Here is a 22,033-nt window from a genome sequence, read left to right on the forward strand (position 1 = left end):
GCACTCAACCCGGCTTATTAACGGTCGACGAATTACGCTATGTGGTTCATGAAACGGTGCTTAAGCAACCTCCCCTGACCCCTCCTTGGTAAGGAGGGGAAAGCGCCGACGCCGGTCTAATTCTCTTTCTTGCCGGTGATGTCTCCGAAGAATTTGAAGAAATCACCCGCAGGCGGGCCGATATAGCGTGAGTTATCGCCGGCCAGGCCGTCGCGCATGGCGCTCATCGATACCCAGAAGTCGAAAAATTCACGGTCCCGGCTATGCGCGGCATTGTAGGTTTTTTGCGCTTCGGCATCCCCTTCGCCCATTGATATCTCGGCTGTTTTTTTCGCTTCCGCCATGATGATCGTGGCTTGCTTGTCGGCGTCGGCGCGGATTGTTTTTGCTTTTCTGTCGCCTTCGGCGCGGGATTTGCGCGCTTCCTGTTCACGCTGGGTCTGCATTTGCCGGTAAATCGCCTGACTGTTGGCCTCGGGCAGATCGACGCGCTTGAGGCGGACGTCAATAACGTCAATGCCGAAGCGGGCACCCTCCTCCTTGACCATCTCAAAGATGGTGGTCATCAGGTGGGAGCGTTCCGGCGTCAACACCACCGCCATCGCCACCTTTCCGAAGACGGTTTGCAGGTTGGAAGTGACGATGCTGTTAAGCCTTGATTCCATGCCCAACTCATTGCCGGCGGTCTGAAAAAACATGAGAGGGTCGGCGATGCGGTAGCGGGTAAAGGCGTCAACAACAACCTGCTTTTGATCACTGGTCGGGATTTCCTGCGCTCCGAGATCATAATCGAGGACGCGCTTGTCGTAGAAGACCACGTTCTCGACGATCGGCAACTTGAAGGCCAATCCCGGAGTGCTGACCATTCTTTTGGGTTTGCCGAACTGAAGGACCAGGGCCTGCTCGGTCTGGAAAACCGTATAAACCGACTGCAGGCCGACGACCCCCAGCACGACTGCGGCGACGGTCAGCGTCAGAAGGGATTTACTCATTTGGACGTTCCTCCTGTTTTAGCGGGAGCGGCGGCGGCGCGGTCGCGGGTCAACCCGTCAAGAGGAAGGTAGGGCATAACGCCGGGACCGCCGTCGGCGTTGTCGATAAGCACCTTGTCCATGCCCAGCATGACTTCTTTCATCGTTTCGAGATAAAGGCGGCGTCTGGTTATGTCTTTTTCCTGTCTGTATTGTTCGTACACGGAAAGGAACCGCTTTGCTTCGCCGTTGGAAATTTCTATTTTCTGCTGCTTGTAGGCCTCGGCGCGCAGGGTAATCTGCGCCGCGTCGCCTTGCGCCTGCTGAACCTTTTCATTCCTGTAGGCGTCGGCCTCGTTGACCTTGCGCTCCATGTCGGCGCGCGCCACCTGCACATCGCGGAAGGCGTCAATCACCGCCGCCGGCGGATTGACGTTGGCAATCTGCACGTCGGTTACTTCTATGCCGGCCCCGTATCTGTCGAGGATTTCCTGGATCAGTTTCTTGAATTCAATGGCTATCTGGCCGCGCCCCTTGGTGCGGGAGCTTTCAAATTCGCCTTTGCCGATAATCTCGCGCATGGCGCTTTCGGCGGCGTTTTTCACCGTCATCTCCGGATTGCGGATATTGAACAGGAAGTTCCGCACCCCCTCAAGATTATCCCTGCTTCCCCCCTTTTCCGGAAGCCGCGTATCGATTTTCCAGAAGACGGTAAACTGGATATCTATGATATTCTCATCTCCGGTCAGCATCAGGCTTTCCTCGGGGATAGTCCGCAGCACCTGGCCGCGCTTGCCGGGAGCGGAGGGCTGAAAGCCGACATTGATCTCGTTGATGCTCGTCACCTGGGGCTTCAGGGTCAAGCCGATGGGAGCGGGCCAGTTATAGTTCAGGCCCGGCGGCTCGGTGCTTTTCATCTTGCCGAAAACCATTTCGACGCCGAGTTCCTTCGGTCCCACTTCGTAGAATCCGCTGGACAGCCAGAGAGCGACCGCCGCCACGCCGATCAGGGCCAGCCCGCGACCGGAGCCGCCGCCTCCGGGCATGATGCTCTTGAACCTCTCCTGGCCGCGACGCAGCATTTCTTCGATGTCCGGCGGCTGTGGCGCGCTCCCCGATGGTCCGCTGCCCCAAGGTCCCTGACCGCCGCCCTGTGGGTTCCAAGGCATGAATTTTTTTCCTCTTTCTTGTCAGCCTGTAAAAACAATACTTGTATTTTGAAGCGTCGATGTTAATTCGTATGGCGTATGATAACGCCTTATAAGGCAGCTTGGCGGGACGCGCAATGATCTGGAGCACTATCCGACCAAATGGAATCATCTGCGTTGCGCATTGGCGAGGCGATCCGCAAGGCGCGCCGTGAAGAGCGATGCAAAAGCATCGGTCGAACGGCGCAACGAAGCGGGCGTCCGCCAAGGCGCAACCCGAAGGGCCGGGCGCTTTTGAGGCGTGGGTTCGTCGAAAGGCTTGCCCGTAGTCCCCGCTACGGGCTGCGCCCTTCTCCTGCCCACGACCCAAAATCGCTCCGGCGCAGGCGGTTCAATTTGGTCGGATAATGCTCTCAGCGTCCCGTGTTTTTTTGATATGGAGTTTTCAGATATGGCGGAAGTTACCGAACAGCAGGTTCTCGATGCCCTCAGCGTCATACCCTACGGCGACGGCAACATTGTCGAACGGGGAATGATCGCGGGATTGCGGGTCAAGGACGGGCATGTCGCCTTCGCCGTCGAGGTCGATGCCGAGTGCGGCTCCAAACTTGAGCCGCTGCGCAAGGAAGCGGAAAAGGTCGCCCACGCCCTGCCGGGGGTGATTTCCGCCTCCGTGGTGCTGACCGCCGAGACCCCGGCCCCGGCCCCACACTCACATTCGCACGGCGGATGTTCCGGCCAAAAAACGGCGCCCGGCGGCGCGGTTCAACCCCTGATGCCGGGCGTTCGCTCCATCGTCGCCGTCGCCTCGGGCAAGGGCGGCGTCGGCAAATCGACCACCGCCGTCAATCTGGCTCTCGCCCTCAAGGCGGACGGCCTGAAAACAGGATTGCTCGACGCCGACATTTTCGGTCCTTCCACGCCGCGCATGATGGGCATTGCCGGCCGCCCGGTCGAGGTCGCCTCCGGCAAGATCGGCGCCCTTGAGAACTACGGGATCAAGTGCATGTCGATCGGCTTCATGATCGATGACGACTCCCCCGTCATCTGGCGCGGCCCGATGGTCATGAGCGCGCTGGAGCAGTTGATGCGCGATGTCGAGTGGGGAGAGCTTGACGTCCTTATCGTTGACATGCCGCCGGGCACCGGCGACGTTCAGCTTACCATGGCGCAGAAGGTTCCGCTGACCGGCGCCGTCATCGTCTCCACGCCCCAGGACGTCGCCCTCGCCGACGCGCGCCGGGGAATCAACATGTTCCGCAAGGTTGATGTTCCGGTTTTCGGAATCATCGAGAACATGAGCTATTACGTCTGCCCCCACTGCCATGAACGCGCCGAGATATTCGGCCACGGCGGCGCCCGCCGGGAGGCAGAGCGTCTGGGAGTTGACTTCCTGGGCGAGATACCGCTCGACATCGCCATCCGCGAGACCTCCGACAGTGGTTGCCCTATTGTTATTTCCGCGCCTGCCGGCCCCCACGCCGAGGCCTACCGCGCCATCGGCCGCATGACCGCCGAAAAGATCGAAACCGCCCTGGAAAAGCGAAAGACGACGGCGCCGAAAATCCTCGTTCAGTAGAAAAAATAAGGCGACTGATCCGAACGGATGGCTTTCATCCGTTCGGATCAGTCGCCTTATTCTTTGCCGTGGTTTCCCTGCCAATTTTGTGACGGTGATTGAGTTGCGGGTTGCGCCAAAAATAAAATGATCTAAGCTTCGGCCTCAAGACGTTCGATGCGCTCGATAGTTGCGGGTTGCGCCAAAAATAAAATGATCTAAGCTCTGTCCGACGCGCTGTCGCCGAAAACCCTAGTTGCGGGTTGCGCCAAAAATAAAATGATCTAAGCTAAGCCGATAAGGGTTTCCGGCAGCGCCTTGGTTGCGGGTTGCGCCAAAAATAAAATGATCTAAGCTATCTTTCAAACACCCTGCAACCCCCCGCTTGTTGCGGGTTGCGCCAAAAATAAAATGATCTAAGCTCGAAGTTGACGAACTGACCCTTGCCGATCTGTTGCGGGTTGCGCCAAAAATAAAATGATCTAAGCTAAAAGCCCTAGCGGTGGATATCCGGTAAGAGTTGCGGGTTGCGCCAAAAATAAAATGATCTAAGCTAAGCCGATAAGGGTTTCCGGCAGCGCTTTGGTTGCGGGTTGCGCCAAAAATAAAATGATCTAAGCTTTATGGGACGAACAGCGGTGTGCGTTTGCTGTTGCGGGTTGCGCCAAAAATAAAATGATCTAAGCTCGAAGTTGACGAACTGACGCTTGCTGATCTGTTGCGGGTTGCGCCAAAAATAAAATGATCTAAGCTGTTTCCTTCCTCAAAAAGCAGGGACAATCCGTTGCGGGTTGCGCCAAAAATAAAATGATCTAAGCTACTGAGCCTCCGCTTTGCAGAGCCGCCGGGGTTGCGGGTTGCGCCAAAAATAAAATGATCTAAGCTAGCAGTGGTTGCGCTTGTTTGCAACTCTAGTTGCGGGTTGCGCCAAAAATAAAATGATCTAAGCTTAGCTTCAATGCTTTCGTTCATCTTCTGTGGTTGCGGGTTGCGCCAAAAATAAAATGATCTAAGCTACCATTGTTTGCAACACCCTCTCTATCAACGTTGCGGGTTGCGCCAAAAATAAAATGATCTAAGCTAAGATTGCGAGGTCTTCCGGCAGCGTCTTGGTTGCGGGTTGCGCCAAAAATAAAATGATCTAAGCTCGCGTCAAGCTTTGATGGCACAGGCAGCGGGTTGCGGGTTGCGCCAAAAATAAAATGATCTAAGCTGAAAGGTTTCTTTCCATATATCCACCTCCCGTTGCGGGTTGCGCCAAAAATAAAATGATCTAAGCTTGCGCAAAATCTCGGTGGACAAAGTCGGGAGTTGCGGGTTGCGCCAAAAATAAAATGATCTAAGCTCAAAAGTCATGCCGGGCCAACGGGAGGCGTGTTGCGGGTTGCGCCAAAAATAAAATGATCTAAGCTCGGGCGGGGCTTGAGGGCGTAACTCCCCATGTTGCGGGTTGCGCCAAAAATAAAATGATCTAAGCTTTCTCGCCCCTGGCGGCCACGGGCGGGCGTGTTGCGGGTTGCGCCAAAAATAAAATGATCTAAGCTGCCCGGCGATTTCACCAACGGGCAGCGCCCGTTGCGGGTTGCGCCAAAAATAAAATGATCTAAGCTTGACAAGGATTGGTCCATTCGCAGCGCCACGTTGCGGGTTGCGCCAAAAATAAAATGATCTAAGCTTCCAGTTATCGTGGCCGGCAAGCTTGAAGAGTTGCGGGTTGCGCCAAAAATAAAATGATCTAAGCTCGCGGATGAAAACGCTTGCGACTGCGGAAGGTTGCGGGTTGCGCCAAAAATAAAATGATCTAAGCTGCGCGGATGAAAACGCTTGCGACTGCGGAAGTTGCGGGTTGCGCCAAAAATAAAATGATCTAAGCTCAAAATCCTTGTCGTTGGCCAAGATGGCGAGTTGCGGGTTGCGCCAAAAATAAAATGATCTAAGCTTCGTCGCCCGTTCATCCATGGAGCTTCCGAGTTGCGGGTTGCGCCAAAAATAAAATGATCTAAGCTCAAGTTAGTCAACGCTGTATCAAGGTTTGTGTTGCGGGTTGCGCCAAAAATAAAATGATCTAAGCTGTTGCTGTGAAAGGTAAGTTTGAGATGATTGTTGCGGGTTGCGCCAAAAATAAAATGATCTAAGCTCGCGGTGCTCGGCGGCCAATACCAGGTCGTGTTGCGGGTTGCGCCAAAAATAAAATGATCTAAGCTCCTCGGCCGGATCGCCGGCCAGGCCGCCTTGTTGCGGGTTGCGCCAAAAATAAAATGATCTAAGCTGGATCGGTCCCAAGTCCTTGAAAAGCAAAGGATTTGGGGCCGTTTCCGATTTTTAAACCGTGCGAAGCGCGGTCAAAACAACGAAAGCTGATACGCTTTTTCCGGCGTTCCCCGGCGCTTTCCCTGAAAAACCCGCATGGTTTCATATTGCTTGTCCGTGATGGTCAGGATGTGGACGGAGCCTCGGCTCGGCACCCCCGCCTGGATTTTTTGCTCCATCGAAGCGGCGGCGTCCTTGCCGGACAGGAGACGATAATACACCGAAAACTGGGCCATGTTAAACCCCTGATCAAGAAGAAAATTGCGAAAGCCGGTGGCGGCTTTGCGTTCCGCGCGCTCCGTTACGGGCAGGTCGAACATTACAAGCATCCACAAGGTTCTATATCCGCTGATCCATGTTTTCGCCTCACGCAACATAGCGTCACAACAATTGTCCGGCGCCCCGGATGGCGCCGATGACAATCGCGTCTTGTTTCGTGGACAGGCTTTCGGCCAGAGATTGCGCCATTCGGCCCAGGCAATTCACCAGGGGCGACATGCCCCGGTCGGTGACCATATCTTCCTGCAAAACGGCGGCTAGTTTCCGCTTGTTATCTGGCGTCAACGCGCAGGCTTCGCCTTCCCCGATCATGTCGCGGGCGATGGAATCAATCAGGGGGCGGAAGGGTTCCATGATGTCGTCCACCAACGCAAACGGATTGAGCCGTGCGCAATGATGCAGGCCCAGGGCGGGATGTAGGCCCGCCGCGCACACGGCGCGGGCGGCGGCGGCGCGCAATACGGTATAGCCGTAATTCAGATACGCATTCACGTCCGCCATATCGCGGTCGCGGCGGAAACCCTTTCCCATCAATGCGGGCCAGTAATGGCGCGCCGCCTGGGCCTCCATGTTGTCGGGGTCGCCGGATTTCACGCGACGCTCCAGCACAGCCAGTTCCGCTAACTTGGGGTGGCCGGGATGGTGGCGGTCCAGGACGGTGGCCTGATGGGCGATCTTGGCTTTGACGATAGTTTGCCATAAACGCTTCTTCAAAGGTTCGCCGGCGGCGATCTGATCGTGGAGGATTCCCGCCGCCTCGAAATGCGCGGCGAACGGTAAAGTAATGGAAATCGGATGCCAGTTGCGTCCACAAGTCACGATGACCGCCTTGCGTTCGGCCAGTTCCACCATCAGGTTCTTGGTGATCGTCACCTGCGGGGCGGAAAGGATCAACGCCGTGATGTCGTCCAGCGGCACACGGCCAAGTTCCGTGTTTTCGTCCGAAACCTTCAGGAACCCGCGATGGACCGAGATGTAGCGGTCCGGCTCCGCCACTTCGACGATGCCGCCGATCATGACGCCCCCCGGCGCCTGGTTTCTAAAATTTGCCCATCCGGCGTGACGTAGAGCTTGCGTAGGCCTTTTTCGCTCAGGACGTTGATGCTCACATAGGTTTGCTCAGCAGTTGCCGCAAAGTGAGGACGGACATCCAGTTTATTTTGGGTAGTGCTGAAGCCGAAGACACGCATAATTTGCGTCCGGTCGCCGTCCTCAAAGGCGATGACATCATCCTTGAACAGCCGGGTGACGAATTTGGCCGCCGGATGCGGTTTCTTGAGAGCCTTGTCGGGCGAAGCATCTCCAACCGTTTCGGCGTATGGCCAGAACGCGCCTTCCCATTTCGGCCGGCCGAATTTGCCGTTCTTCGCTTTTTGCGGCGGAATGCGCCATACGTCGCAGCACGCATAGGATTCCAGGGCGTACCCTTTGTAAGGCGCGGAAGGCACGGGTTTGACGGATTGATTCTTGATCAGGACGCGCACGCGCTTGATGCCCTTTTCCGTGGCGAATTTGGCGAGCGCGGGTTCAGGTTTGACGCCGGCTCCCTGGGCCTCAAGAAGATAGTCGCGTACGGCGGCGCGCAGTTTCTGGTCGCGGATGGCTTCGCATTCCTTGGGCGTCAATCCGGCCAGCGCCTTGCGGGTGACGAGGTTATGTTGCGGCAGGTCTTGGTCGCGCTTGTCTTCCGGCACGAACCCGTAGGCCGTATCGTTGTACATGCGGCCCTGCAAACCATGGTCGGGCTTGAAAGTAGTGATGATTTCCGGCACACGCACACGGATGGCGTGGCGCAAGCCTTCGTCCAGGTCGGGCACGGCGATGCGCACCCTGTCGTCCGCGCCGCGCGCAGTGAGGCGGCTGACCTCGTTCAGGACAGAACGATCCGTGAGCGCGATCACCGTAGCGTCGATGGCGTGGTGGCGGTGGTCTTCCCTGGTCTTTTTGTTGTCGTCGCCCAGGATGCCGTTCAGGCCCCATTTGCCGCGCACCATCGCCGTCAGGCGACCGGGGTTGGCGAGAACATTCTCCACGCCTTTCAGCGCCTTGATGTAGCGCGTGGCCGTGCGAGCCATGTAGGCAGTGTCGTTCAGTTGCCGGGCGATGAAGCCGCCTTCGCCCTCGAACCGTTTCATAGCGTCGGGGGAGAAACGGTCGCGTTTAGGCTTGGGCAGGACAGAGGCGCGTTGCAGAATATCCTCCCACACGATGCTCTGGCTCGTGTAATGGTCGCCATGAAACGCCTCATAGGGCGTCTTGTTGCCCTTGAGCCGGTTGACCCAGCGCATGGAAACGGTCAGGTTGGTCATGGAATCGTCCAGTGTGCGCGACCATGGCAGGATATGCTCGACCTCGGCTTCGCCGTTGAACAGTTGCGCGGCGGAAATGGATTTTCCCGAAAACACGCAACATCTGGCGAATTGGTCCTTGCCCAGTTCCTCCCACAGCTTGACCTTTTTGATGTCGCGCGCCGATGGGTCGTGGATGCCGTGTTCCGCGCACAGCGCCGCGATACGCTCATTTTCACGTTTCCCCTTGGCCTGTTCGGCATTGATTTCGTCACGCTTTTTACGCGGCAGTTTGAGGTCGCGGGTGAGTTCGATATGAACCTCCACCGGCGCCGCGTCGAACCTTTCGACAAGTGTGTTGACGATGCGGCGCAGACTGTTGAGCGCGACGTGGACGGTGGGGTTGTTGATTTTCCCGAAGTGTTTTTCCGGTTTAGTTGCCTTGTCGGCGGAAGGATCAGCGCCCAGCATGGAGCCGGACAGGACATCCCCATAGTAGGGCAAGCGGACCCACCGTCGCTTATCATCGCGCAAGCTATGGTGAAACTGATCGCCCTCATCGTCGGTGAGTTCACGCACTGCGTCCGAAAAGACCAGCCCCTGGTCGGCCAGGATCGGCACGATTTGATCCATGAAGCGGCTCGAAACATTCGTTGTTCCAGATGAAAGCTTGAAGGTGGTCAGGTGTTTCGCCGTTTCCTCATCCAGGCCGAAATCGACCATCAAACAGGACACGGCTTCGCGGTCGTCCTCGGCGCGGTGCAGGATTTCAAAAATATCGTCCAGCATTCCGTCATTTTCTCGTTCGCGGCGTTCCCACAAGGGCGCGAGGATGGGGTCCGCGCTCATGGTGGCGGCGATCTTGTGGGAATTGAGTCCGGAGCGCTTTTCGCTCTCCAAATTGAAGTGGGAGTCCGCCGGGAACAAGGGCGTTCTATCGGCGCGTTTGAGTTTGCGTAGGCTCTTGAATGTGACTTCTGATTTCTGGGACATAAGCTTTTGCAGCACGCCCGTGCGCTGTTCGGCGTCCAGGGAGTCGCTTGCAAGATTGGCGTCGATCCAGCGCAGGTTGTTCAATTCCTGGTACAGCCGGAAATCATGGGCGATGGGCGTGTCTTTCCAGTGACGAGACTCGCTCTGGTAAAACTCGCACCGCCCTCTCTCAACGGGTTTCAGGGGCCATTGGAACAGGATGTAGCGGTCACGCAGGCGGTCCCAATCCGCGTCCGTGAGTTGGTGATGCGGCGTCTGCGTTTTGCGGATGGCCGCAAACTCTTCGGCGTACATCGCACGGTCAGGATAAAATTCGTTTTCGGCGCGAAAGCGGAGGCCCTTGCGGCGACCTTTGTCTTTCTCCCGTTTGGCCTCGTTCACATAGGCGTCCCACAGATATTGCCCGAGAGTGCGGCCGTCGAGGCGTGCTTTCAACATCTCAATGCGCTCCTTAAGCTTGCCGCCGTCATCTTCCGAGGCCTCCTTGCGGTTCGACTTGTACCCCCGGCGCAGGCCCAGATGCAGCAACGCTCGGCCAATCTCATGGGGCGTCAACGGACGCGCAATGGCCTCGGCGCGCAGACGATAGGGATTGAAGACGTCCGTTTCCGGGGTGGCCTTCTTCGGCGTTTTAAACAGTTCTTTTCGTTGAGCGGGGTTTTCCGGCAGAAGGCCAATAGAGATCAAATCCCGGACAAAAAGGCGGATGCGGTTATTTCCATGGTCGCGGTTGCGGCGCATGCCTCGGGCCATCCGCCGAGCAACGGCGTTGCTGTCGCCTACGCGGCCGTTCTTGGACGGTTCGCGGGCGTCGGGAAAGATATAAACGCCGCCATCCATGGATTCCACGGGCTGCCACCGCGCTCGATCACCCGTTCCCTCCCTGGTGACACGGAATGCCCACCAACCCAATGAATTCGTCCCGAGATCGACGCCTAACCGCCAATGCATTTTCACCTCCATCTACATGAGTTGTTTTTTTTGTTGCATTCTGCCCGAAAAGAGCGCAACCTGCTAGGGCTTAGATCATTAGAATTTTGGTGACAGCCCGTTAACAAGACAAATTGTCACAAGATTCCGGGGACCCGGTACGCCGGGTCCCCTTTTATTTCTCAATCTGTCCGCTTGTGCGGTTACGATGCGTCAGGTTGCGCTTTACCCGCTTCGCCGTCCATGTATTGCTCAAGCTTGCCCCACATGCGCGACATGATTTCGCTGTCATTCCTGGACAGCATCATGGCGAAAGCCTGGTAGACATGGGGCGGCATGTTCCTTGCGATATCGGCGTCGGCGACGCAGGCGAAGGTTTCGCCGCTTTCGTTCCACACCACCGCCACGTCGGTAGGACCGAGTTCGATGGTCTTGGCTATCTTCAGATTGTTGATCATCGCTGTATTAAAACGCCTGAATGGTTACATCATCGTTAATGCGCTCAAGGACGACAAAGTCATAGCCGGGATGCCTGTCGCGTGACGCCTCCCGCCACCGGCGGCGCTCAAAATCAGGGAAGCGGGCATCGCCCTCTACGGCCTCGTGAACTTCGGTAAGGTACAAGCGCGACGCAAAGGCCAGCGCCGAACGATAGATTTCCGCCCCGCCGATAACCATGATTTCGTCCCCATCCCCGACCAATGACGAGGCCTTGTCGAGGGCGTCCTTGAACCCATGGACCACATGAACGCCCTTGGCGGAAAAATCGCGGGAGCGGGTGATGACGATATTAGGCCTGCCCGGCAACGGGACGCCGATGGACTCGAATGTTTTACGCCCCATGATAACCGGCTTTCCCATGGTCAGCGCCTTGAAGCGTTTCATGTCTTCGGGCAGACGCCACGGCAGTCCGCCGTCGCGCCCGATCACCCCGTTTTCCGCCACCGCCGCGATGATCGAGATTCTCATATCAGACCGCCACCGGCGCCTTGATGTGAGGCTGCGGGGCATAGCCGCAAAGCGTGAAGTCCTCGAAAGCGAAGCCGAAGATATCCTTGACCCTGGGGTTGATCTCCATGACCGGCAACGGCCCCGGCTCGCGGCCCAGTTGCAGGTCGGCCTGCTCCAGATGATTGGCGTACAGGTGGGCGTCGCCGAGAGTATGAATGAAATCCCCCGCCTCGTAGCCGGTAACCCGGGCCGCCATCATCGTCAGCAGGGCGTATGAAGCGATGTTGAAAGGCACGCCGAGGAAAATATCGGCGCTGCGCTGATAGAGCTGGCACGACAACCTGCCGTTTCCCACATAGAACTGAAACAGGCAGTGGCACGGCGGCAACGCCATGGCGTCGATATCGGCGACGTTCCAGGCGCTGACGACCAGGCGGCGCGAATTCGGGTTGGTCCTGATCTGCCCGATCAGGCCGGCGATCTGATCCACGCTCCCGCCGTCCGGCTTCGGCCAGGCCCGCCACTGGGCGCCGTAAACCGGCCCCAGGTCGCCGTTCGCGTCGGCCCATTCATTCCAGATGCCGACTCCGTTATCGGTAAGGCGCTTGATGTTGGTTTCACCCCTCAGGAACCACAAAAGCTCATGGATGATCGACTTCATGTGCAGCTTCTTGGTGGTCAGCAGGGGAAAGCCTTCGGCCAGATTGAACCGCATCTGATAGCCGAATACCGAATAGGCGCCGGTGCCGGTGCGGTCTTCCTTGAAAGAGCCGTTTTGCCGCACATGCCTCAGCAATTCCAGATACTGCTTCATCCGCCCCGCCCCTGAATCTCACATTAAAGACTTCCGCCGAATCGGAACTATACCGTCTTTTCGCATGAAAAACGCGGTTGTTTTGCCCCCCGATTGAATGATGAAATGCTTGACTTGTTGATTGATATTAGTCAAGATAGGCCAAGGCTTGAAGGTGTACGTTGCCATGCGGGTAGCGGTTTAGACGGTCTCTTTAATCATCAGGAGTTACAAATTATGATCAAGTTCTTCAAGGGCATGCTGAAGGACCAAAGCGGCGCAACGGCCATTGAATACGGGCTTATCGCCGCTCTTATCGCCGTTGTTCTCATTGTCGCCCTGACCGCTCTCGGCGGCGACCTGAGCAATATGTTTAACCAGATTTCTAACTCCGTTTGATAACCGGCGACGGTTTCGGGACCGTGAATTGATTTGTATCAGACAAGAGTTGGCCTCGCGCCAACTCTTGTTTTTTTATGGGATTTTCTCCGGAGCCGGCGCCCTTGGATTTAATGAGTTTTGATCCCAGGTGGCCGCTGATCGGGTGTTTCGCGGCGGCCATGGCCCGCGCCGCCGTCAGCGACCTGCTCACCCTGCAAATACCGAACTGGACTTGCGCGCTTGTTGCCGTCCTGTTCCTGCCGACGGCGCTGTTATCCGGCATCGGCCTTTACGGCATCGCCCTTCATTACGGAACCGGCCTCTTGCTGTTCGTGATCGGCGCCCTGCTTTTCGCATACGGCGTTCTCGGCGGCGGCGACGTAAAGTTATTGGCGGCAATCAGCATCTGGATCGGCTGGGGAAATCTGCTTCCTTACCTGCTGGTGGTTTCCATTTTCGGCGGCCTGTTGGCGCTGATCTCGATATTATTGAGGCGGATCAAACGGTTGCCCGCCTTTCTCTCATCGCTGCCGTGGCTGACGCCGGGAGCGGATCGCAAACAACCGATCCCCTACGGCGTCGCCATCGTCGCCGCCGCGCTGGCGGGCTTACGCAGCCTTGCCGTGCTGCCCTGACCCCTCCTCTTCGTAAGGAAGGGCGCCGGCGACCGATCCCTCAGTTGTTCATCTTTGATATAAGTCTGACGCCGGGCAGCCCCCCGAAATGCCGGTCGCAGGTAAGCAGGTCTGCGCCGTGGACAAGGGCAGTGGCGTAGACTATGGCATCCGCCGTCGCCAACTTATGCCGTACGCACAGTTCCGCCGCCGACAGGGCGGTGATGGTGTCGAGATCAACGATAACGCAAGTTTCGGTGAACGCTATTACCTGATCGGCCTTGTCCTCGCCGACTTCCCGCATCAGCCACTTCGCCAATTCAAGCTGCACGATTGTCGGCACCAGCCATTGCCCTTGCTCAGGCAACTCAGCGGCCAGCATAGCGTCAGCCGGTGAACGTGTCAGCCACTCGATCCAGGCCGAGGTATCGACGAGTCGCATCAGAATCGGTTCGTCCGGTCGCGATAACCTTTCGGATTCGCTCCATGCGCGAGACCGGAAAGATCACCAAGTTCCGGCACCGGCGCCAGCAGCACGCCCTCGCCCTTGGGGATAAAAGCAAACACCTGCCCGGCCCGCCAGTGTCGCGCCGCCCGAACGGCCTTAGGGATAGAAATCTGATATTTACTGGAAAGTTTGGCCGTATCCTTAGTTGACATTACGTTTCTCCTATCGATCATCAACTCGTAAGACAATAGCACGGGACGGCGCGAATTGAAAGCGTAGAGCCTTATCTTAAAATGTCATAGACCGCGTCGGCGACGCGGTTGATCTGCTCGTCGGTGATGGCGATGCCGCTCGGGATATAAAAGCCCCGCCGGGCGATGCGCTCGGCAACCGGATAATGTTCTCCCCGGAAAAGGCCGGTGTCGGCCATGACCGGCTGTTCGTGCATCGGCCAGAAAAAAGGCCGGGCGCCGATCTTTCGCTCTTCCAGGCGAAGCATGGCGGCGCGGGCGTCGAAAGGAACGGCGTCATCCAGCACCAGCCCATAGACCCAAAACACGTTGTCCGCGTAATCGGCGTGGACCAGGGGCCGTTGCGCGCCGACAAGGCCGGCGAAAAGCTCTTCGTAGCGTTGCCCCATATGCCGCTTGCGTTTGACGGCCTCGTCCAGGCGCTCCAGTTGCGCCAGGCCCAGCGCCGCCTGGATATTGGAAATGCGCATGTTCCATCCGTGATGATGATGGACAAAGCGTTGCTCGGTAAAACAAAGGTTGCGCAGCGACCGGCAGCGCTCGGCCAGGGCGTCGCTGTTCATGGCGACCAGCCCGCCCTCGCCCATGGCGACATGCTTGTTGGCGTAGAAACTGAAAATGCTGATGTCGCCGAACCCGCCGCAGGGACGCCCGCGATAGGTCTGGCCGATGGCCTCGGCCGCGTCTTCGATCAACAGCAGATTCTTGTCGCGGCACAGGGCCTCGATAGGGGCCATGTCCACGGGCAGCCCATAAATATGAACCGCCATGACGGCCCGGCTGCGGGAGGTAACCTTGGCGGCGACCTGATCCGTGTTCATGGTCCAGGCATGGGGGTCGCTGTCCACCAGCACGGGAACGGCGCCCGCCCGCAGGATCGCCTGCAGGCACGAGATTATGGTGAAGGTCGGCAGGATCACCTCGTCGCCCGGCCCCAGCCCCAGGGCGTGAACCGCAAGCTCAAGCGCATCCGAGCCGTTGCTGACGCAGACCCCGTGCCGGCGGCCTACGCGGGCGGCGAACGCTTCCTCGAAACGACCGACAAAAGGGCCTTCCGACGAAATCCAGCCCGAGTCGATGCACTCGTTGAGGTATTTGCGCTCGTTGCCCCCCAGCAGGGGATCGTTGACGGGAATAAACGGCTGACTCAAGGCGGCATCTCCGGAGGATAATCTTCAAAGCGCGATGCTGTACTAAAATGCATTTGGCGGCGGGTCGGAACCGGGATACTGTAGCCGGATGATTGAAAGAACTATAGAAAAAATTATCTTCTCCAGCCGCTGGCTGATGGCGCCGTTCTATCTGGGACTCAGCGCCATGCTGGCGCTCCTGATGGTGAAGTTCATCCAGGAACTGATCCACATCATCCCCGGCGTGCTGGCGGCCAAGGACACCGAAATCATCCTGGCGGCGCTGACGTTGATCGACCTGTCGCTGGCCGGCAACCTGATCCTGATGGTGGTGTTTTCCGGCTACGAGAACTTCGTCTCCAAGATGGACGTGAGCGACCACGAGGACAAACCCGACTGGATGGGCAAGGTGGACTTTTCCGGACTGAAGCTGAAACTGATCGCCTCCATCGTCGCCATCTCCGGCATTCACCTGTTGAAGGCGTTCATGAACGTCGCCCAGGTGCCCCGTGACGACCTGATGTGGCTCGTCATTCTTCACATGACGTTCGTTACGTCGGGCGTTCTGCTTGCGCTTATGGACCTGCTGGTCGTCAAGGCGAAGGACTAGCGGACAGACCCGCAAAGTGACATCAGGCGCGAAAAAGTATAAAATCACGCCCATGGAACAGGCAGGAAACGGTGCGCTTGAAAGCGACGAGGCGGTGGGCTTTTTTTCCCGCATCATCCATAACACAGCCACGGCCTGGGTAGTTCTGCTGTTATCCCTGATGCTGACGGGAGTGGCCTGGTACGTCTCCAGCTATTTCGTCGTTCAGCGCGCCAATGACCACTTTCTGTTCGAGGCCGCCAACGTCAGGTCGATAATCAGCAAGCGCATGATGGAATACGAGGTAATCCTGCGCGGCGCCCTGGGGCTGTTTATCGCCAGCGATAATGTCACCCGCGCCGAGTGGCGCACCTATGTCGGCAACCTGGATATCGAACGGATTTTTCCCGGCGTTCAAGGCATCGGCTTCAGCCTGTTCATCAACCGGCAGGACAAGGACGCCCATATTGCCGCCATACGCGCCGAAGGATTTCCCGATTACGCCGTTTTCCCCGAAGGGGACCGGGAAATCTATACCTCGATCATCTATCTGGAGCCGTTCAACGAACGGAACCGGCGCGCCTTCGGCTATGACATGTTCTCCGAGCCTGTGCGCCGCGCCGCCATGCAACGGGCATGTGATGCCGGGAACATGGCGGTTTCCGGAAAGGTGAAGCTGGTGCAGGAAACCGCCATTGATGTCCAGCACGGTTTTTTGATGTATCTGCCGCTGTACCATAAGAATGTTCCCGTCGAAACCGTCGAGCAAAGACGGGCGGCCTTGCAGGGATTCGTCTACAGCCCGTTCAGAATCAAGGACTTGATGCGGGGCATTCTGGGGTTCGGCGCCTCCCCTGTCGGGTTTGAGATTTTTGACGGCGACGCCATGACGGACGAGACCCTGATCTACAGCAGCCATGAGTCCGGACGGGTTCACCCCTCCGGACATGCTCTTTCCCAAAACAACCCCCTCCTTATCGGCGGTCACCGCTGGACGCTGCATATCTACGATCTGCCGGATCGGATCGACAGGGGAGGCGCCGTTCTGCCGGCGATTGTCGCGGGTGGAGGCATCATCGTCGATCTGCTGTTGTTCTACATCATCACCTCGATCTCTACGCGGCGGCGGGAGATCGCCGCCATGGCGTGGGAGATGACGAAGGAACTGCGCGAAAGCCATAAAATTATCGATAACAAGGCCAATGCGCTGGAGAACGTCAACGCCGAACTCCGCCAATTCGCCTATGTGGCCTCCCACGATCTTCAGGAACCGCTGCGCATGGTCGCCGGCTATGTCGAACTGCTGAGGCGGCGCTACCAGGACAAGCTCGACGGGGACGCCGACGAGTTCATCCGCTTCGCCGTCGAAGGCGCAACGCGGATGAAAAACATCATTGATGATTTACTGAATCTGTCGCGGATCGACAACAGGCCGCATGAGTGGACGATCATGGACATGAACGAGGCGGTCAACGCCGCCTTGATCAATGTTGACCGCTCCATCAGGGAAGCCGACGCCGCGATAATCGTCGGCAAGCTTCCCACAATGGCCGCCGACGGCGGGTTGCTGACGCAGGTATTCCAGAACCTCATCGAAAATGCCGTCAAGTACCGCCATCCCGACCGCCGGCCCGAAATCCATATCGGCGCGGCGCAGGAAGGAACGGACTGGATATTTTCCGTCCGCGACAACGGCATCGGCTTCGAGCAGGAATACGCCGACCGTGTTTTCATCGCCTTCCAGAGGCTTCATGGCCGGAGCAAATACCAGGGAACGGGCATCGGTCTGGCCATCTGCAAGAAGATCATCGAGCGTCACGGCGGTCATATCCGGGTCGATTCCGAGCCGGGGACAGGCAGCACGTTTCGGTTCAGCATTCCGATAAGGTTGTAAACCTCCCCCAACCCCTCCTTGGTAAGGAGGGGAGAAAAATTCCTCCCCGGTAAATTACGGTCAGGGCGTGGTCGCCAGCGTGAACCAGTAATACTCGATGCCTTTGATGTCCTCGACGAATTTACCGAAGTCGAGAGGCTTGCTGATATAGCTGTTCACATGCTGATCATAGCACCAGGCGATGTCGCGTTCGGCGGTCGATGTCGTAAGCACCACCACCGGGATAGAGCGAAGATCGGGGGCGCCCTTGATTTCCGCCAGCACCTGACGGCCATCCATCCTCGGAAGGTTGAGATCAAGCAGGATCAGGTCCGGGCGGTTAAACTTTGCGTACCGCCCCTCGCGGCGCAGGAAGGCCATGGCCTCGATGCCGTCCTCCACATGGTGCAGGTGAACGAGGGACCTGCTTTCCTTCAGCGCCTCCCGGACCAGTTGAGCATCGCCCGGATTGTCCTCAATGAGGAGAATTTCAAATATCTTCCGGTTACTCACTGTCGTATTCCTTCGCCACGACCATATTCCTGCCGTTTGCCTTGGCCGCATAAAGCGCATCATCCGCACGTTTGATAAAGTCTTCCACCGGCTCACCGGCGTGGTAATCGGTAACGCCTACGGACGCCGTTACATGTCCGAACGCCTTTTTCTCGCCCCGTTTAACGAGAGACCTGGATGAAAGTTTTTTTCTGAACCTTTCGGCAAGTTCAACGGTTTGAGGGAGCTTCATTCCGGGCAGGAGAACCGCGAATTCCTCGCCGCCGTAGCGCGCCGCCAGGTCCTCCCCCCGCAGCGTTCCGGTCAGAAATTTGGCCACCAGCTTGATAACCTCATCGCCGACAAGGTGGCCGTGCATATCGTTGAACGACTTGAAAAGGTCGATATCGATCATCATCATGCACAATTCAGAGCCTGTCTGTTCCGCCGCTTCCGTCAGTTCCCGCAGCCGGGCGTCGAAATAGCGGCGGTTGGCGAGGCCGGAAAGGGTGTCCGTGATCGCATGTTTGCGGGCTTCCTCCAGCTTGGATTGCAAAAGAAGCACCTCGTCGGAAGTATCCTGCAATTTTTCGGACATGTTCTGGTATTTCTCGGCCATCGCCTCGGTATCGCGCATAATGGCGGCGACGATCTTGTCGGCGGCCTCGGCGCTGCTGACGTTTTTCAGGTCATTCGCCCGCAGGGAAAGCTCTTTGCCGAAGGCCGCCGTTTCCTCCTTGGCCGTGACGATATGCCTGACGGCGGCGGTGATTACCGAATAAACGCCGTTGACTGTGTTGAATATGGCCCGGCAATTGGCGATAGCCAGCAGGCAATGACAGATGATCTCGTTTTTTTCCTGCTCGGAAAGAACATTCTTGTTGGCGAGGAACTGTTCGAGTTTATGATTCAAATCCAGATGGACGCCTTCGCAATAAGCGTACCACACCATAAAAGCGGCGGGCGTCGGCTCAAGTTTATGCCGCTCCATCAGCATCAAGGCCTGCTCGGCGATTTTCCGTGATTTGACGAAATCGGTCATGTATTTTATTGAACCTTGCCGATATCAAAGCCCGTCGCGGAAGCTCTGAAGCCAGACTTGCCGGACCTCAAGCTGGCCGATGTCATGGTCCAGCCAATCCGTCAGATAGCCGGCGTCGCCGGCGTGAAACCGGCGCAGGTCGTCGAGACGAACCAGCTCGTTGTCGCAGGCTTCCACCAGCAGATCGGCCTGGAAGCGTTGCTCGTCCTTGTTCAGCAAGTGCAGGAAGCGGAATTTCAGGGCAAAGACCAGCTTGTTGAGTTCCGTCGCGCCGATGCGAATCCTGGCGGTGAGAAGGTTCCTCAGTTCCTCGCGGCCCCGATCGGTGATGGTGAACTCGGCGTCATCCTCAAGCCCCACTCCGTCCACCGCCTTGATCAACCCCTCGTACTTCAGCATCTCCACCGAGGCGCCCATGACGTCAAGCGAAGGGCCGAGAACGCGGCTTACGAAATGGCGGATGGCGTTGGCCAGCGCGGCGTAGCGCATCGGCTCCTGCGCCACGGCGCCGAGGGCGCACAGGCGAATCGCTTCCTTGGGGGTAAGGGTATTATCAGAAAACATCCAAGAACTCCATCGGCCACCAGATATACTAATCCCGGCGGGTTCCCATGTCTATAATTAGCGTATCCCCGGCCTATGGAATCAAGCGGCGACCTTGAGACCGAAACGGCCCCACACTTCCTTAACGGCGTTCACAAGATGATCTATATCGGCGTCGGTGTGCAGCGGCGTCGGCGTGAACCGCAGGCGCTCGGCGCCGCGAGCCACCGTCGGGTAATTGATAGGCTGGACATAGATGCTGTATTTTTCCATCAACTCATCGCCGGCCTGCTTGCACAGTTCGGCGTTGCCGACCAGCACCGGAACGATGTGGCTGACCGACGGCGCCACCGGAATGCCGGCCTCGGCGAAGCGCCGTTTCAGGGTGGCGGCGCGTTCCTGGTGCCTGACGCGCAGTTCATTGTGTTCTTTGAGATAGCGCACGCTGGCCAAGGCGGCCGAGGCCACCCCCGGCGGAATCGACGAAGAAAAGATAAAGCCCGAGCCGTATGAGCGCACGAAGTCGCACATGGCGGCGGAGCCGGCGATATAGCCGCCGACAACGCCGAAGGCCTTGGCCAGGGTTCCCTGGATAACGGTAATCCGGTCCATCACCCCGTCGCGTTCGGCGACGCCGCCGCCGCGCCGGCCGTACATGCCGACGGCATGAACTTCATCGAGGAAGGTCATGGCGTTATACTTGTCGGCGAGATCGACAATTTCATTGAGGGGCGCGATGTCGCCGTCCATGGAATAGACGGACTCCATCGCCACCATCTTGGGCCGGTCGTGGCCGTACAAACTCAGGATGCGTTCAAGATCATCCATATCGTTGTGCCTGAATATCTTTTTCTCGGCGCGGGAATGGACAATGCCCTCGATCATCGAGTTATGATTCTTTTCGTCCGATATGATGACGATGTCGGGGATCATCGCGCCGAGCGTGCTCAACGCCGTCATGTTGGCCATCCACCCCGAATTGAACAGCAACGCCGATTCCTTGCGGTGCAGGTCGGCCAGTTCGTTTTCCAGCAATACATGATAGTGGTTGGTGCCGGAAATGTTGCGGGTGCCGCCGGCGCCGGCGCCGCACCTGTCGATGGCCTCGTGCATGGCGGCGAGCACCTCGGCCTGCTGGCCCATGCCCATATAGTCGTTGGAACACCAGACGGTGACTTCGCGAATCTCGCCGTTGATATGGAAATCGGCGCGCGGGAACTTCCCGGCCTTACGCTCCAGATCGGCAAACACGCGGTAGCGGCCCTCTTTCTTGAGGCCGTCTATCCTGTCGGCGAAGTATGCTTCGTAATCCACTGCCGTACTCTCCCAGGGCGCAGAACGCTAGGTTAGTAGATTGAACCCCATCACCGCAAGCCTCACTTATTCGTCGTCATCTTCCAGGGACGCCTTTTTCAGCATCAACAAGCGTTCCCACTCCTGTCGGTCGATGTCGGCGCCCTTCATGCTTTCAACTTCAAGGGCGTTAGCCCCGCTTCTGATGCGTCTTAAAATCTGATTCCACCCTTCCAGCACGTTTTTTTCGGGCGCTCCCGGTTTTATGTAGCTGTTTTTCCTGATCAGCGGATCGTTGAAGATGGCGTCGAGGGTTTCCGAAAATCCCCGCCGTTCGAGTTCCGCCTTGAGGTTCTCGGTAACAATGTCGTGGTCGGAAGACAGTATCGAAACAATGGCCTGACGCAGCATATCCAGGAATTGATCGCCAAAGCCGATGCGTCCGATTTCGTCCTCGATCATGTGGAAAAGATTCGGGTGGTTGATGATGCCGGCGATCAGGATTTTCCGGTCGGCGTCCGCCGGATCGGCGTGACCTGCCGCCGACAATGAACCCAGCGGCGGCGCCATCGTCAGTTCAATGCGCTTGGCGCCGCCCTTGACGTACCGCTTCGGCCTGAGACGCTCCCTGATGGCGTCCAGGAAATGCCTGCGGACCAGGGCGTCATCGATCCTTCGGGCGTGGTCTTCCATGCGCTTTTGCAGGGAGGCGCGTTCCTCCGGGGTGGAGACGGCGCGCCCCCCCGTTTCCATCCGCCACAGGACTTCGGACAGAGGCGCGGCCCCGGCGAGCGCCGCCGCCATGGCTTGCGGGCCGCTCTTGTTGATCAGGCTGTCCGGGTCTTCGCCGGGAGGAAGCACGGCGAAGCGCAGCGAGAAACCAGGCCTGAGCAACGGCAAGGCGCGTTCGGCGGCGCGGGCGGCGGCGCGTTGACCGGCGTTGTCGCCGTCAAAACACAGCACAGGCTCCGGCGCCAGCTTCCACAGTTCGCCGATCTGATCTTCGGTGAGCGCCGTGCCCAGCGGCGCCACCACGTTGGCGAAGCCGGCTTCAGCCATGGCGATAACGTCGGTATAACCCTCGGTGACGATGACGGCGCCGGACTTGCGCGCCTGTTCCCTGGCCTGAGCCAACCCGTAGAGAACCCGTCCCTTG

Annotated in this window: 20 protein-coding genes, 1 pseudogene and 1 CRISPR repeat array (1 of these 22 cut by a window edge); of the genes and pseudogenes, 4 read left to right on the plus strand and 17 right to left on the minus strand. The window is 57.9% G+C overall.

Annotated elements, in window-relative coordinates; genetic code table 11:
• Window positions 1-116: 116 nt before the first annotated feature.
• Both A3H92_11540 and A3H92_11545 read right to left on the minus strand, forming a co-directional pair.
• Window positions 117-992 (minus strand): hypothetical protein, encoded by an 876-nt coding sequence (locus A3H92_11540; protein OHC74607.1) that lies wholly within the window; start codon window positions 990-992, stop codon window positions 117-119.
• The gene (locus tag A3H92_11545; protein ID OHC74608.1) at window positions 989-2,140 is read right to left on the minus strand and encodes an HflK protein; all 1,152 of its coding nucleotides are present in this window, start codon (window positions 2,138-2,140) and stop codon (window positions 989-991) included. The genes A3H92_11540 and A3H92_11545 overlap by 4 nt, the downstream gene beginning before the upstream one ends.
• Window positions 2,141-2,570: 430 nt before the next feature.
• On the opposite strand from A3H92_11545, the gene A3H92_11550 reads away from it, so the two are divergent.
• Window positions 2,571-3,698, plus strand: a complete 1,128-nt coding sequence (locus tag A3H92_11550) for a hypothetical protein (protein OHC74634.1) — start codon at window positions 2,571-2,573, stop codon at window positions 3,696-3,698.
• 102 nt (window positions 3,699-3,800) lie between these two features.
• A CRISPR array of direct repeats spans window positions 3,801-5,947; the repeat unit is 36 nt; unit sequence GTTGCGGGTTGCGCCAAAAATAAAATGATCTAAGCT.
• Between the two features lie 72 nt (window positions 5,948-6,019).
• Here the strand turns inward: A3H92_11550 and A3H92_11555 are convergent.
• The 6 genes from A3H92_11555 to A3H92_11580 form a co-directional block, all read right to left on the minus strand.
• Complete coding sequence (locus A3H92_11555; GenBank protein ID OHC74635.1) at window positions 6,020-6,322, minus strand: CRISPR-associated endonuclease Cas2; 303 nt, start codon at window positions 6,320-6,322, stop codon at window positions 6,020-6,022.
• 46 nt (window positions 6,323-6,368) lie between these two features.
• Window positions 6,369-7,283, minus strand: a complete 915-nt coding sequence (locus A3H92_11560; GenBank protein OHC74609.1) for a hypothetical protein — start codon at window positions 7,281-7,283, stop codon at window positions 6,369-6,371.
• Window positions 7,280-10,387: a type II CRISPR RNA-guided endonuclease Cas9 gene (locus A3H92_11565; GenBank protein OHC74610.1), complete on the minus strand. Its 3,108-nt coding sequence runs from the start codon at window positions 10,385-10,387 to the stop codon at window positions 7,280-7,282. Before A3H92_11565 ends, A3H92_11560 begins: the two co-directional genes overlap by 4 nt.
• Window positions 10,388-10,680: 293 nt before the next feature.
• Window positions 10,681-10,935, minus strand: coding sequence for a hypothetical protein (locus tag A3H92_11570; protein ID OHC74611.1), 255 nt, complete (start codon window positions 10,933-10,935; stop codon window positions 10,681-10,683).
• Window positions 10,936-10,942: 7 nt separating this feature from the next.
• Window positions 10,943-11,488: a hypothetical protein gene (locus tag A3H92_11575; protein ID OHC74612.1), complete on the minus strand. Its 546-nt coding sequence runs from the start codon at window positions 11,486-11,488 to the stop codon at window positions 10,943-10,945.
• Window positions 11,448-12,242 (minus strand): thymidylate synthase, encoded by a 795-nt coding sequence (locus A3H92_11580; GenBank protein ID OHC74613.1) that lies wholly within the window; start codon window positions 12,240-12,242, stop codon window positions 11,448-11,450. The genes A3H92_11575 and A3H92_11580 overlap by 41 nt, the downstream gene beginning before the upstream one ends.
• A gap of 539 nt (window positions 12,243-12,781) precedes the next feature.
• Between A3H92_11580 and A3H92_11585 the strand changes: the two genes are divergently transcribed.
• A complete protein-coding gene (locus A3H92_11585; protein OHC74614.1) occupies window positions 12,782-13,237 on the plus strand; it encodes a hypothetical protein in 456 nt (151 codons plus the stop codon).
• 40 nt (window positions 13,238-13,277) lie between these two features.
• On the opposite strand, the gene A3H92_11590 is transcribed toward A3H92_11585, so the two are convergent.
• From A3H92_11590 to A3H92_11600, 3 genes are all read right to left on the minus strand, one after another.
• The gene (locus tag A3H92_11590; protein ID OHC74615.1) at window positions 13,278-13,658 is read right to left on the minus strand and encodes a twitching motility protein PilT; all 381 of its coding nucleotides are present in this window, start codon (window positions 13,656-13,658) and stop codon (window positions 13,278-13,280) included.
• Window positions 13,658-13,876: an AbrB family transcriptional regulator gene (locus A3H92_11595; GenBank protein ID OHC74636.1), complete on the minus strand. Its 219-nt coding sequence runs from the start codon at window positions 13,874-13,876 to the stop codon at window positions 13,658-13,660. The genes A3H92_11590 and A3H92_11595 overlap by 1 nt, the downstream gene beginning before the upstream one ends.
• Window positions 13,877-13,947: 71 nt before the next feature.
• Entirely contained in the window at window positions 13,948-15,066 is a 1,119-nt protein-coding gene (locus A3H92_11600) for an aminotransferase DegT (GenBank protein OHC74616.1), read from the minus strand.
• Between the two features lie 88 nt (window positions 15,067-15,154).
• On the opposite strand from A3H92_11600, the gene A3H92_11605 reads away from it, so the two are divergent.
• Both A3H92_11605 and A3H92_11610 read left to right on the plus strand, forming a co-directional pair.
• Window positions 15,155-15,655 (plus strand): hypothetical protein, encoded by a 501-nt coding sequence (locus A3H92_11605; GenBank protein OHC74617.1) that lies wholly within the window; start codon window positions 15,155-15,157, stop codon window positions 15,653-15,655.
• A gap of 52 nt (window positions 15,656-15,707) precedes the next feature.
• Window positions 15,708-17,528, plus strand: a complete 1,821-nt coding sequence (locus A3H92_11610; protein ID OHC74618.1) for a hypothetical protein — start codon at window positions 15,708-15,710, stop codon at window positions 17,526-17,528.
• Between the two features lie 60 nt (window positions 17,529-17,588).
• Here the strand turns inward: A3H92_11610 and A3H92_11615 are convergent, their stop codons facing one another.
• The 6 genes and pseudogenes from A3H92_11615 to A3H92_11640 all read right to left on the minus strand — a co-directional run.
• Entirely contained in the window at window positions 17,589-18,020 is a 432-nt protein-coding gene (locus A3H92_11615) for a response regulator (GenBank protein ID OHC74619.1), read from the minus strand.
• Window positions 18,013-19,041, minus strand: coding sequence for a hypothetical protein (locus tag A3H92_11620; GenBank protein OHC74620.1), 1,029 nt, complete (start codon window positions 19,039-19,041; stop codon window positions 18,013-18,015). Before A3H92_11620 ends, A3H92_11615 begins: the two co-directional genes overlap by 8 nt.
• A gap of 24 nt (window positions 19,042-19,065) precedes the next feature.
• On the minus strand, window positions 19,066-19,605 hold the full coding sequence (locus A3H92_11625) for a hypothetical protein (GenBank protein OHC74621.1): 540 nt from the start codon (window positions 19,603-19,605) through the stop codon (window positions 19,066-19,068).
• Window positions 19,606-19,686: 81 nt separating this feature from the next.
• Complete coding sequence (locus tag A3H92_11630; GenBank protein OHC74622.1) at window positions 19,687-20,898, minus strand: 5-aminolevulinic acid synthase; 1,212 nt, start codon at window positions 20,896-20,898, stop codon at window positions 19,687-19,689.
• Between the two features lie 66 nt (window positions 20,899-20,964).
• Window positions 20,965-22,011, minus strand: coding sequence for a hypothetical protein (locus A3H92_11635; protein OHC74623.1), 1,047 nt, complete (start codon window positions 22,009-22,011; stop codon window positions 20,965-20,967).
• Window positions 21,929-22,033 (minus strand): annotated as a pseudogene (locus tag A3H92_11640) (hypothetical protein); it runs 690 nt beyond the window's last position. Before A3H92_11640 ends, A3H92_11635 begins: the two are co-directional and overlap by 83 nt.

The sequence above is a fragment of the Rhodospirillales bacterium RIFCSPLOWO2_02_FULL_58_16 genome, assembly GCA_001830425.1.
In the GTDB taxonomy this organism is placed as follows: domain Bacteria; phylum Pseudomonadota; class Alphaproteobacteria; order Rhodospirillales; family 2-02-FULL-58-16; genus 2-02-FULL-58-16.

What these genes read in the sequence shown, in the direction of transcription:
- A3H92_11540 (OHC74607.1), bottom strand. Translation starts at nt 992, where the DNA reads ATGAGTAAATCCCTTCTGACGCTGACCGTCGCCGCAGTCGTGCTGGGG.
- A3H92_11545 (OHC74608.1), bottom strand. Translation starts at nt 2,140, where the DNA reads ATGCCTTGGAACCCACAGGGCGGCGGTCAGGGACCTTGGGGCAGCGGA.
- A3H92_11550 (OHC74634.1), top strand. Translation starts at nt 2,571, where the DNA reads ATGGCGGAAGTTACCGAACAGCAGGTTCTCGATGCCCTCAGCGTCATA.
- A3H92_11560 (OHC74609.1), bottom strand. Translation starts at nt 7,283, where the DNA reads ATGATCGGCGGCATCGTCGAAGTGGCGGAGCCGGACCGCTACATCTCG.
- A3H92_11565 (OHC74610.1), bottom strand. Translation starts at nt 10,387, where the DNA reads ATGGATGGCGGCGTTTATATCTTTCCCGACGCCCGCGAACCGTCCAAG.
- A3H92_11570 (OHC74611.1), bottom strand. Translation starts at nt 10,935, where the DNA reads ATGATCAACAATCTGAAGATAGCCAAGACCATCGAACTCGGTCCTACC.
- A3H92_11575 (OHC74612.1), bottom strand. Translation starts at nt 11,488, where the DNA reads ATGCCCCGCAGCCTCACATCAAGGCGCCGGTGGCGGTCTGATATGAGA.
- A3H92_11580 (OHC74613.1), bottom strand. Translation starts at nt 12,242, where the DNA reads ATGAAGCAGTATCTGGAATTGCTGAGGCATGTGCGGCAAAACGGCTCT.
- A3H92_11585 (OHC74614.1), top strand. Translation starts at nt 12,782, where the DNA reads ATGGCCCGCGCCGCCGTCAGCGACCTGCTCACCCTGCAAATACCGAAC.
- A3H92_11590 (OHC74615.1), bottom strand. Translation starts at nt 13,658, where the DNA reads ATGCGACTCGTCGATACCTCGGCCTGGATCGAGTGGCTGACACGTTCA.
- A3H92_11595 (OHC74636.1), bottom strand. Translation starts at nt 13,876, where the DNA reads ATGTCAACTAAGGATACGGCCAAACTTTCCAGTAAATATCAGATTTCT.
- A3H92_11605 (OHC74617.1), top strand. Translation starts at nt 15,155, where the DNA reads ATGATTGAAAGAACTATAGAAAAAATTATCTTCTCCAGCCGCTGGCTG.
- A3H92_11610 (OHC74618.1), top strand. Translation starts at nt 15,708, where the DNA reads ATGGAACAGGCAGGAAACGGTGCGCTTGAAAGCGACGAGGCGGTGGGC.
- A3H92_11620 (OHC74620.1), bottom strand. Translation starts at nt 19,041, where the DNA reads ATGACCGATTTCGTCAAATCACGGAAAATCGCCGAGCAGGCCTTGATG.
- A3H92_11625 (OHC74621.1), bottom strand. Translation starts at nt 19,605, where the DNA reads ATGTTTTCTGATAATACCCTTACCCCCAAGGAAGCGATTCGCCTGTGC.